Consider the following 12686-nt stretch of genomic DNA (forward strand, 5'->3'; position numbering starts at 1 on the left):
TTTAAACCCCTTTAAATGACGCTGGTCTTTTATTCAAAAACGCATTGACCCCTTCCGCTTTATCCTCACTCGCACATACTTTTGCAAAATGAACTGCCTCAAGATGTAATGCATCACTTAGAGATAAATCATAACCTCGATCAATAACTTCCATAATACTTTTAGCAGCAATAGGTGCCATGGAAATAAGATTTTTCAAAATCTGATTTGCCTTATCAAGCAATAAATCAGGTTCAACAACTTCATTAACTAATCCCCAAGCCAGTGCAGTTTGCGCATCAATGAAACGGCCGGTTAAACATAAATCAAGTGCACGACCTTTACCCACCAAGCGAGCTAAACGTTGGGTACCACCATAACCAGGAATGACGCCTAATTTAATTTCAGGCTGGCCAAATTGAGCATTAGTGGAAGCAACACGGAGTGTAGCTGCCATTGCTAGTTCACAACCACCGCCAAAGGCAAAACCATTAATTGCAGCAAGAGAAGGTTTGCCCATTGTTTCAAGCTGGCGAAAGACCTCTTGTCCATAACAAGCAAATTGATAGCCACTTTGTGCATCACATTCTGCTAAACGATTAATATCTGCTCCTGCACAAAATGCTTTACCGTTTCCTGTAATTAATAACGCTTTAACTTCTGCATTATATTTAGCTTGCTCAATTATTTCTTGCAAGGTTTGTAATACTTCTTCATTAAGTGCATTTAACTTTTCAGGACGATTAAAGGTTATGGTTAAAATTCCCTTATCTAAGTTCCTCTCTACAATACTCATTTATAATACTCCTTTTAATAGATCTCTTGCATAACCTACCTCTTTTACGCAAGTGCTGCGTTCCAAGTGTTTCTCCGGTGCTCATTTGCAGCGTGTAAATTCCGCTCCTCAAAACACTTGCGCCTTGTACTTACATAAAATAGGCAGATCATATAAAAGATCTAATCAATAAAAAACTCTTCATCTAATACAGATTTTGCAATAATTTCACGCATAATCTCATTTGTTCCTTCGAGTATTTGATGAACTCGCAAGTCACGAAATATGCGCTCAATTTGATAATCATGCAAATAACCATAACCACCATGTAACTGCATTGCCCTATCACTAATACGAAAAGCAACATCTGTGGCTAGCCGCTTTGCCATGGCACAATACATAGGTGCTTGCTTATCTTGTTTATCCAAAGCATCAGCAGCCCGATAAACCATTAAGCGAGCAGCCTCAAAGTCTGTAAGCATATCCGCAAAATAGAAACGTAATGCCTGCATTTGAGTTAGGGGTTTCCCAAATTGTTTACGCTCTTTTAAATAAGCTTGCGCTAAACGTAAACATGCAGTGGCGCCGCCAAGTGAGCAGGAGGCAATATTAACGCGGCCACCATTTAAAGCATTAAGGGCAATTTTAAAGCCCATGCCTTCATCACCAACGCGATTACTAATGGGAACTCGACAATTTTCAAAATAAAGCATGCACGTTGGCTGATTGCGCCAACCGAGCTTTTTCTCTAACTTACCAAAGCTTAAACCTGGCGTCCCTTTTTCTACTAATAAGCAAGAAATTCCATGATGCGACTCGTCACCGGTGCGAACCATACAAAGGTAAACATCACTTACACTGCCGCCAGAAATAAATGCTTTTGTACCATTGACGATATAATCTTGCCCATCTTTTACAGCATGCGTTTTGAGAGAAGCTGCATCTGAACCTGAGTCGGGTTCTGTTAAACAATAACTACCTATTACTTCCATAGATGTTAAACGTGGACCCCAAATCTGACGTAATGAAGCATCTGCGTACTTATCAATTAAGGAGGTAACCATATTGTGAATAGAAAGGTAAGCGCTCGTAGTAATACATCCAGCAGCTAACTGTTCAAAGATAAGAGCCGCATCTAAACGCTTCAGATTAGAACCCCCAATATCTTCTGCAGCAACCATACCGGCCATACCCAATGCGGCAGCTTCGCGTAAAATCTCTATAGGAAAATAACTTTGCTCATCCCATTCAGCAGCCTTAGGAGCAAGTTTATTACGTGCAAACTCTCTAGCCATGTCACGAAATGCTGAGTGTTCCTCACTATAGTAGAAATCCATAAGCCTATCCTTAATTTAAGCTAATTTCACATAAGAATAAAATTAACTTGTTATCTAATCTTAAATAAAAAACCATCTTCATGGCATCGTATTTATTTAGCAATTAAAATTTGTTATCCATTTTATTTACTATTCTAGTATTATCTCATACTCGTCATATTAATTATTTTCTTTATGATGATATAGATAAAAATGCTATTATTGCTAATTTTCGGCGTCCGTGAAATAAAAAAGAAAAGCACATGGAAATTTCGTCCAATCCGCAAACAAATTTAATTGATCCTGCAACTGCTTTAAAAAACTATTTTGGCTTTGCCCAATTTAGAGGATTACAAGAGTCTATTATTAATGATTTGCTCGCAGGAGATGACTTACTCGTTTTAATGCCTACCGGTGGTGGAAAATCATTGTGCTATCAAATTCCAGCTCTTATTCTTAAAGGTATAACTATTGTTGTCTCTCCCTTAATCTCTTTAATGGAAGACCAAGTTGCTGCTTTAAAATTACAAGGTATTCGCGCAGCTTATTATAATTCTTCCTTAGATAGTGAAGAATCTAGACAAGTTCTTGCTGATCTCCATAATGATCAACTGGATTTATTATATGTTGCTCCAGAACGTTTAATTAGCTCTGCTTTTTTGGACCGTCTAGATGACTGCCGTATTGCTTTATTTGCTATCGATGAGGCCCATTGTATCTCACAATGGGGCCATGATTTTCGCCCTGAATATGCCCTTTTGGGTAAATTGAAACTGCATTTTCCAGATGTTCCTATTATTGCCCTTACCGCAACTGCCGATCAACAAACGCGATTAGACATTGTCGCTAAATTAAATTACCAGCCTAAGATTTATTTAGCTTCTTTTAATCGGCCTAATATTCATTATTCGGTAACACTTAAAAATAATGCTTTTAAACAACTACAGAGTTTTTTAGAAACACAGCGCTCGCAAGCCGGGATTATTTACTGTGGAACGCGTAATACCGTTGATAAATTAACCGAAAAATTAAGAGCCGTAGGATTTGCAGCACGAGGCTATCATGCCGGCCTTTCCTATAATGATAGACGCGAAGTACAAACGTTATTTCGTTACGATAGAATCGAGTTAGTGATCGCAACGGTTGCTTTCGGAATGGGTATTGATAAACCTAATGTTCGGTTTGTTGTTCACTATGACTTACCTAAGACCATAGAAAGTTATTACCAAGAAACTGGCCGCGCGGGGCGAGATGGAATGCCTGCCAGAGCACTTTTACTTTATGATCCAGCCGATAGTGCACGTTTACGAAGCTTAGTAGCAACAATTGAAGATAATCACAAACAACATATTGAAATTGCTAAATTAAATCACATGTTGGCTTTCGCTCAAGGTAATCACTGTCGCAGGCAAATTCTACTCCGTTATTTTGATGAGGAGTATGATTCAGACTGTAATTACTGTGATATTTGTGATAATCCTCCTGTTTTGCAAGACACAACTGAAGACGCACAAAAATTGTTATCGTGTATTTATCGCTTAAGACAAAACTATGGCATGGCTTATACAATAGATGTATTACGCGGCAGCACGGCTGATAAAATTAAACAAGCAGGACATGATAAACTAAGTACTTATAGCATAGGTAAAGATAAGCCAGCTTACTACTGGAAACAACTTGCTTGGCAATTAATTCATCAAGATTACTGTTATCAGGATATCAATCACTTTAATGTTCTACGTCTTAAAAACAAAGCTATCTCCGTCTTAAAAGGCGAGGAAAGAATTAAGCTAGCCATTTTCAATACGGATAAACCTGAAATAGCTAAAATATCAGAAAAAATTAAATTGCCATCCCTCAAAAACAACCCACTGTTTGAAAAATTACGTACGCTGAGACGACAAATTGCAGATGAAGAAAGTAAGCCACCGTTTATGATTTTTAGTGATAGCACGTTACAGGAAATGGCTATAAAAAAACCACAAAGTTTAGAGCAACTATTATCTATTTCTGGCGTAGGCAAATATAAGTTAGATCATTATGGTAAAGCGTTTTTAAAGGTTTTACATGAAACTTCAGAAGTCTATGAGGCAGTAACTTAATTTTAACCACTTAAATTTATCATAATTCAAACAAATATTACTTAAATTTAACAAACTGGTCTAATATTTAATAAAAGTTTATATATTTTGCTTGGACTATGCCTGATTTAGACCCTTTTTTCTACTTATTACAAACCGTAAGTAAGCGCGTTTACCAAGAAACCCCTACGGGGAATATAGAGGTTAATGAGTTAATAAAGCAAAAACCTTATTGGATTCCTGCCTCTTTGCCTAAAAAACAGCAGCCTAAAAAGATAATTCTTGCTGATTGGAGTGCTAGAAATTGGTCTGAGGATAAAATAAGTGCTGTAATTGAAGAGCTAACCAAACTCATTGACGCTGGTTTTTCTGTTTCAATATGGCAAACAGGTCAGTTAATTCCCTTAACAAAAGATAATTTAACGATTCTTCGAGATAAAAGAATACGTACTGCTATGATACCTGCTTATCCTAATGAAATTAGAGCACCTAATAAGCACTATAATCAGGACAATAGTCTTATTTTAGATGACTACTGGGTTTCTTATTTAGTCGAAAATAAGCCTACCTTAACAGAAGGTCGTGGATTAAAAATAAGTGATTACTTAAGCTTAACTGAAAGTGAGCAGGCAAAAATCATCGCTATTTTACAACAAGCTACCCCTCCTTTTACGTATCTTATTCATGATATTTTTTCAAGCGAAGCCAATACCGCTTGTAAGCAATTTCAGGAGAAATTCCCCTTTATACCCATTAAAACAAAATATGAATCAATCTCTTTTTTAAATTTCGAGCAAGAAGAAGTTATCAAAAATTTTATTCTACATGGAATACCCATTGTTCTAGAGGGATTTACATTAACTCAAGAGGATTTAAAAACGCTAACATACTTTAATTCTAACTTAACGATACAGCCATTAGTATTACAATCGTTATTTAAAATCGCACCCAAGCTTAAGACTTTGCAAATTAAACTAGATTCTCAAGACATTAACCTTGAAAAAGAAAGCCTTAGTAACCTGCAAGAAATTTATTTTGCAGGCGTCAATTTTGTAAATCTACAAAAATTTATTCTAGCAGCATCTAATTTAAGATCGTTAAATTTATATCATGCCTTTGTGCTGCAAGAAAGATTAAATATTGATTTGAAAAATTTAATTAGTTTAGAGGAATTAACTTTATCATCCGCTTTTAATGGTGAAGGGTTTTATAGAGAAAATATTAATTTATTAATTGCAGCTGCAAGTCAACTTAAAAAAATTTCTATAGAAAGTTACACGCCTGAATCTATAACAACACTTAGTCATCTAGAACACTTATCTGTATCCTATAGTTCTATTTCACAGGATCTTTTACAGAAAATATTTTCTGCTTGTCCTATTCGAACATTTCAAGCAAGTCATATAAAAGAAATAAATCTAAGCAATGAGGAAATTGAATTAAATACGCAAAATGTAGAAGAAATTGAATTAAGTGATTGTAAATTTAGTGCATCTACAATTAATTCACTTCTTAAGGCTGCTTTTAAACTTAGAAAACTATCTATCAGAAATTCTAAAAATGATATTCATTTACAACTCGAAAAAGGTAGCTTAAGCCACTTAACCGAGGTAGACTTTTCTAATACCTCCATATCTGCTGATAATTTATCAATATTGTTATTAGCTGCACCCAATCTAACTAGCTTAAGTATAGAGAGAAATCTGCTATTAGATATCCCATTGAAAATAGATTTACAAGCAACAAAACTTGAAGAGATAATCGCCTTTAAAAGCAATATTTCAATTGCAAATTTACAAGTAATCTTGCGTGCCTCGCCTAAGCTAAAAAAATTAAATTTAGCCCAGTGCACAAATTTAAATGAAGCACTAAACTTAACACAGGGCAGCTTACCTGATTTAGAACATTTAACTTTAGACGGTAGTAACATTAATAAATCAAGTTTAGATGCACTACTTTTAGCCTCACCTAAATTAAGAGAGATTAGCTTAATAAGGTGTTCAGAATTATCGGGCGACTGGAAACTTAGCCAACAAAATTTAGCTAACCTTGAAATATTTAAGGCCAATGGCACCAGAATTAATATATCAACTGTACAATCCATATTAACTAAAGCAATAAAAATTAAAGAATTATCTTTAAGTCAATGTCAAAACTTAACAGGTGAATTAGCTCTCCCCAAGCAAAGCCTACTATATTTAGAAAAAATAGATTTGAGCTATAATACTTGCACAAGTTTTAACCTAGAAATTTTATTAAAAGCTGCTCCTCAAGTTAAAACACTAATTCTAGGCCCTTTAAGTCATCCTTCTAATTTAAATCTTCCAATACAAAGCCTTAAAAGCTTAGAAGAGCTTCAATTAGCGTCTGAAAGTAATCATGCTATTCAAGCTTTACTAACAGCAGCGCCTAATCTTAAGATAGTTAATTTCTGTAAAAGCGTGGCGTCACTAAATGATTTGGCTCTTGAAGAGAAAAGTCTAAAGCAGCTAGAGATCTTAAATCTTAAATATAGCCATATTTCTATTTTAGGCTTAAAAGGGTTACTTAAAGCCGCTCCTAACCTTATTTCTCTTGATTTAGAATCTTGCCCTGCCCTCCATGGCCAACTTAATCTCCCTATCAATAGTTTATCAAAACTACAAGATTTAAACCTAGGCTCAAGCTCTTTAAATCCTGATGGTTTAGTAAGTATTTTAAGAGCAGCACCGAAAATAGTTAATCTTGATTTTAGACATTGTCAGCCATTAATGGGTCAAATTAAAATCCCAGAGCGTAGCCTTTTATATTTAGAAACCATTAATTTAATTAACACTAAAATTACACCCAACGATTTAAAGGCGTTACTATTAGCAGCTCCAAACCTTAAAACCATTAACTTAAATAATTGTGGTATTGATTATAAGCAGATTAAACAGGATGCGCAGTTAAAACAATTATTAGAAAAAATTCAGGTCATTGGCATTAATCTGGATGCAGTTCCTAAAGATGAAAAGACTGACAAATCAGCAAATAAAGATGAAAATATTAATCGTAATAGGAACTCTCGCGATGCCATAATTACTCTACCCAATCTAGAAGACTCAGCATTAGATCGCCCATTTAATCCAACGGAGCAAAGAAATTTTGTGCCTACACCCGATGAATTTGAATTTCATTATCGGGGATTACATAAAACAAAAAATCAAGGCATGATCATTGAAAAATTATCACAGTACTTAACTTTAAAGGGACAACATTTAGCGACTATTTCTAAGATGCAAGATGGCATTTGTAACGCTTTAACTCATCTTTTTCAGGCGAGAGCTCATAATGAGTGGAATACTTTTATTGATACCATTGCTAATTGGGATGGAACGCAAGAAAACATAAATCCATCACTTCAAAAATACTTTGATGAATTACATGGCTTTGTAAAGAACTACCAGTTAAATCCTAAGAAGGTAGATCAGCAATATTTAGGGGATAATTTAGCCGATTTTTTAAAACTCAGACAACCTGCCATTTTAAATAATGCTTGGCATGCTATTGCTATACAACCTTTACCAAGCGGTAAATGGCTTGTTTATGATCCTAATTTTACACTAGGAGCGCGTGAAGTTGAGAATCATCGATTAATAGAAACCATTCATATGGCATTAGGTAATTTAGTTGGTGTGGAGGCACCTTCGGTAAAAATTAAACCTAAAGTAAAAGATCCAGCCATTTTTTTAGAGGAAGGCGGATTATTAATTTTAAGTAATTACAATAATCGTACAAAGATATTATCACAATTAACGCCTCTGAAAAATCTCTCAACTGCAGCCCTGGAAGGCATCTTACTGCGTAATAATGAAGGAATACCAGCATGGGTTATTGGCTTAAAGAATCCTGAACTGCAAGGATTTACGCACCTGTTGCTGCAACAATTTATGGAAAAAAATCCTGAAAATACAGCAACATTACGAGACAGTATTGCTCATTTAAGTGAATTTCAACGTCATGAAATCCTGACCTATCTCCCATTAATTAAACCTTTTAAAATTAATACCAAGCCTACAAATCGTACTGCTAAAAAAGAAAAAATTATTAATTTAGCCGACCTTGTTCACGATCCTAATTTACTATTAAAAGGATATGAAAAAGCTTTTACTACATGGAGGCCAACAAAAGCAATAGCTGATAATCTCTTAAGTTATACTCAATCCTGTATCCAGCCTTTAGCTGAGAACAAAAAACGTTTAATAAAGGTCAATGACACCAAGGAGGTCACGGCCGTAATTTATGCTTTAGAAAGTCATTGTCAATCAAAAAGACGGCCAGTTTTTCGAGTTGATAGCCCTGATGATTTAATTTGCTCATCACCCTTTATATCTTATGATAGTGGTAACAAAACCGGCCAATTAAAAAAAGGTCCTGGTGGGCGACTATATAATTTTTTAACAGCTCATAAAGGCGAATCACCGGTTATTCTGGTTAATTATGATCGCTTTTCAGCCAGTGATTTAGTCCGCTTTAATACCTTGTTAGACGAAAAACGTCAAGCCGACGGTACTCTTTTACCAGAAGATACTTTGGTAATTGGGGTAATCAATACTAAGAAACCTGACTGCTATCAAGGCTCAGATTTTTATTCTCGTTTTAAAATTATTGAAAATTGCCCTATTGCGCATGAGCCTTTAGTAAAGGTCGTTCCTAACTTAAGTATTCCTAAAGCAATTTTCAAGGAGTACCCATCTAGTGATGACCCTACCATTATTAACCTTTATCACGCTGCAGATTGGGAAACCCAATTATTAGGCCAGTGGACATTGTCTGGTGATCAATTAACTTTTAAGGAGGGAAAATTAGCTAAAGCAATAGATAGCGGGAAACATATTCAACTTCATAATGCTCCTTGGCATGACGAATCCTTTGTTCGGTTTTGGCAAGATGCCTATTTCCGAGGCTCAATTCAAACACCAGGCCCATCTATAAAATTTCCACAAGAAATCACGCTGGCCAAACATGAAGGTTATGATTGGGGTACTTTAGAAAAGTTCATAACATTGCATCCTGGTCTCTCTAAAGAAACTCAAACGGTTTTAAATCCAACCTCTTATGGCGATTTTCTAAGTCGTTATACTGTAGTTGGCCAAGGTATTAAACTAATACCAGGTATTATTGAAGAGAATAAAGGTTCAACATTAGATATCAATGTTACCCGCTCTCTTAGTCAACATGAATGGGCCAGACTAATAAATACCTGCCAAGTTCATGGCGTAAAACTAGCAGTACACTGTGCACCTGGGGTTGCTCTACCTTCTGAACTGGGCAGTACTCAATTAGTAGAATCTTCATCATCCTCTCTAAATAAATGGACAGGTGAACTAAGTCAAACTCAAGTGCTAGTAAGTTCAGAGTTAGACACAACCATAGCACAAATAACACAAAACGGAAGCTGGGAAGTCATTGATGTTTCTGAATGTAAACCTTCAGATTTACTTTATCGCTTACATGGTCAGTTTAAGGAAAAAGAATTACGCTTCGAATTTAGTAGCGAAAATAAAGCACTTTTGCAAGCCCTGGCGCAAAAGAAAAAAGTTCTTCTAAAAGGGGAATTCTCAGCAGAATTGCGAGATGCGCTAGCCCCTTTACTTTTACAGCGTTTAAACAACAACTCCCCTGAGGGACAATTAGTTTTAATCACTGATAAAGCTGACGATTTTCATTTTGCAAATCCGCAATGCCATTTCGTCAGTGTAGAAGATATACAGTCTCAATTAAACTTTGATGAAGAAGTGGTTTCACAACTACATCACTATATTGAGGCTGAACCATTAAGTCAACTTAAAGCTCGTGCTCGTTATTTGGCCCAACACCCAAAATCTAACAGCGATGAGGCTTGGCAAGGCATCTATGATTTACCAATAAACTTTCGTGAGCTTTCTAATTTTAATCCAGAATCTAGCCAAGCTGAAGCAGAAAAATTTAGTAAAGCAAGACGCAATCAAATTCTTGAGATTTTAAAGCATTCACCCTTTGTATTTTTAACTGGGCTTTCGGGTGTAGGTAAGTCAACGTTTGTCGAAAATGAGTTATTAGAAAAAGATGAAGGAAAATTGTATATCGGTGAAACCAATATTACTGATTGGGCCACCAGTTCAGTTTTAGGGAAAAAAATTCTGTTTTTGGATGAAGCTAATTTAAGTCAAAAGCAATTTAGTGAATTTGAAGGACTATTTAATAAACCGCCTACTATTTTGATAGATGGGGTAATGCATACTTTAACTGATAAGCATCAAGTTATTTTTGCCGGAAATCCCTTAAGTTATGGTGATGAGCGACAACTTGCTCCCTTTTTCAAACGACATGGCAATACTGTCATCTTTAACCCTCTACCTCCGGCTGTTTTGTATGAAAAAATTTTAAAGCCAGTTTTTGAAAAAACTCCTCTCAGTGCTCAGCAACAATCTATCAGCAAACATATTCTAGAATCCTATCGCTTCTTATGTGCCTTCTCAACAACTGATATTTTAATTACGCCTCGTGAGTTACAAATGATGGCTCTTCTAGTGTTGGCACAATATACTAAAAATCCAACTATCAATATTGAGTCGCTTACAAAGCAAATTATCTCTGAAATAGCACGTCCTCTTGTACCAACTACTCATTTGGAAAATTTTGATAAGCAATATAAACCTGCGCCCAGTCCGCCTGTAACCAATATTCAAACTCTACGTGCAGGAAAAAAAGAATTCTTTATTACCTCTTCAAGACACGCCCTTACCAAACAACTTAATGATTTACTAGATTTATGTGAATTGCGAGACAGTAAAAAAGAGAATTTTAATGTTATACAACGATTTGGTGGTCTAGGAGGGATTATTATTGAAGGTGATCCTGGGATTGGTAAAAGTGATCTTCTGCAAGCACTATTTGCCGCACGCGGTTATGAGCAAGCGCAACTTAAAGACGAAAATCCGAAAGATAAACCTTTCTATATCATTCCAATTAGTATGTCGATTAATGAAAAAGAAAAATTACTCCTAAGAGCATTTGATGAGGGCGCTAAAGTAATTTTAGAAGAAGTTAATAGCTCACCTATGATGGAAAAACTTCTAAATAGCTTGTTGATGGGCAAAACACCTGAAGGTAATCTTCCTAAAAAACCTGGCTTTATGATTTTTGGAACCCAAAACCCTACTTCAATGGCTGGGCGACGCGCTGCAAGTACCGCTCTTTCCAGACGCTTAATCACCACCATCCTCACACCTTATCCTACTTCAGAGATGATAGCCATTTTAGTACATAAAGGCCTTCCTAAAACCCGAGCGGAGGTGATGGTTAAAGCCTTTGAAAATCAATTAGCCTATGCTCAACAACATCATTTATCACCGCCACCTAATTTCCGAAATTTGATACATTTAGCAGAATTAGAAATAGAACACTTATCACCCTCCAAGGCTTTAGAATTTTCTTCCCAGGTAGAAACAGCAAAAAACTCAGATGCCATTCAAAACATTCAACAAAATCAATCTCTAGCGCCTAATACATTAGCAGACATACATAATCCACAGGCTTTTCTTATCAAGGTAGTCAACAGTTACATTAAATCTCGTGAGAATAAAAATGAAGTCATATTACCTTTTCAATTTACTAAAAAAGAAAAACTGCAGGCAGCGAGACAATTAATTATTGCCCTAGAGAATACGAGTACGTTTATTTCATCTAAAGATAGAAAAGCCTTAATTGAAGGTAGTTTATGTGAAGCTATACAAAATGTTTTAACATCTGAAATTTGTCAAACAAAGTTTCAAGGTCAACTGCAAGCAAAAAACCCTATTAATTCTGTTAATGAGCTGATTGATTTTTTAAATCAACAAAATCCTAAAGAGACATTACGTCATTTGCTAGAAGATTATGTTAGCCAATATGAATCTGGTCAAAAAACCTCTACAATATCTTTTTTTAATCAAAAAACCAATTCAATATGCCTCGCTAGAGAGTTAATTACAAAACTTCAAAGTGATGATTTGTTCGAGATAAGCGGAGTTGACTATTTAATGCAAGGAGCCCTAGGTAGTCAAATAAAAGAACTTATGAAAAATTATGAAAAAATTAATGGTATTAAAATAAATGATCTTAAGCAATTGATTAATATTTGCCAAGCTCCTATACAATCTGAATCTCAAGCCTTGGATATATTTTAGATAGGATAAGGTTTGATTATCTAGTTTAATAATAATTCTTTTAAGCAAAGCACAGCTAATACTAAAAATTAAGCTGTGCCAAATTGGTAAATACTAAAATTAATGTGTATGACAACCAACTTTTAAATGTACTTGATAATATTTGTTTTTATTATCTTCAATAAAACCCCGAGTTTGAATCACTTCATACCAATCAAGTTTACCGTATAAACTTGCAGCTTTCGCAATTCCATTATTGATTGCATCTTCAATACCACTTTCTGAAGTTCCAACAAGCTCTACAATCTGATAAACGCGATCTGACATGTCTATTCCCTTTTGTAATTAGATAAACTATTTAATTTTAGCGGAATTATATAAAAAG

Annotated in this window: 5 protein-coding genes; 2 read left to right on the forward strand and 3 right to left on the reverse strand. The window is 35.3% G+C overall.

What is annotated here, in order from left to right; all coding sequences use genetic code 11:
- Position 1: 1 nt before the first annotated feature.
- Entirely contained in the window at positions 2-775 is a 774-nt protein-coding gene (locus tag E1P04_RS12630) for an enoyl-CoA hydratase/isomerase family protein (RefSeq protein ID WP_131783265.1), read from the reverse strand.
- A gap of 161 nt (positions 776-936) precedes the next feature.
- A complete protein-coding gene (locus E1P04_RS12635) occupies positions 937-2091 on the reverse strand; it encodes an acyl-CoA dehydrogenase family protein (protein WP_131783266.1) in 1155 nt (384 codons plus the stop codon).
- A 242-nt stretch (positions 2092-2333) separates the two neighbouring features.
- Between E1P04_RS12635 and recQ the strand changes: the two genes are divergently transcribed.
- Positions 2334-4172 carry a DNA helicase RecQ gene (gene recQ / locus E1P04_RS12640; protein WP_131783267.1) on the forward strand — a complete coding sequence of 613 codons (1839 nt, stop codon included), beginning with the start codon at positions 2334-2336 and terminating at the stop codon, positions 4170-4172.
- A gap of 98 nt (positions 4173-4270) precedes the next feature.
- On the forward strand, positions 4271-12322 hold the full coding sequence (locus E1P04_RS12645) for a hypothetical protein (protein WP_131783268.1): 8052 nt from the start codon (positions 4271-4273) through the stop codon (positions 12320-12322).
- 99 nt (positions 12323-12421) lie between these two features.
- Here the strand turns inward: E1P04_RS12645 and E1P04_RS12650 are convergent, their stop codons facing one another.
- A complete protein-coding gene (locus tag E1P04_RS12650) occupies positions 12422-12628 on the reverse strand; it encodes a dodecin (RefSeq protein WP_131783269.1) in 207 nt (68 codons plus the stop codon).
- Positions 12629-12686: the final 58 nt, after the last annotated feature.

Source organism: Legionella gresilensis, assembly GCF_900639865.1.
GTDB lineage: Bacteria > Pseudomonadota > Gammaproteobacteria > Legionellales > Legionellaceae > Legionella_C > Legionella_C gresilensis.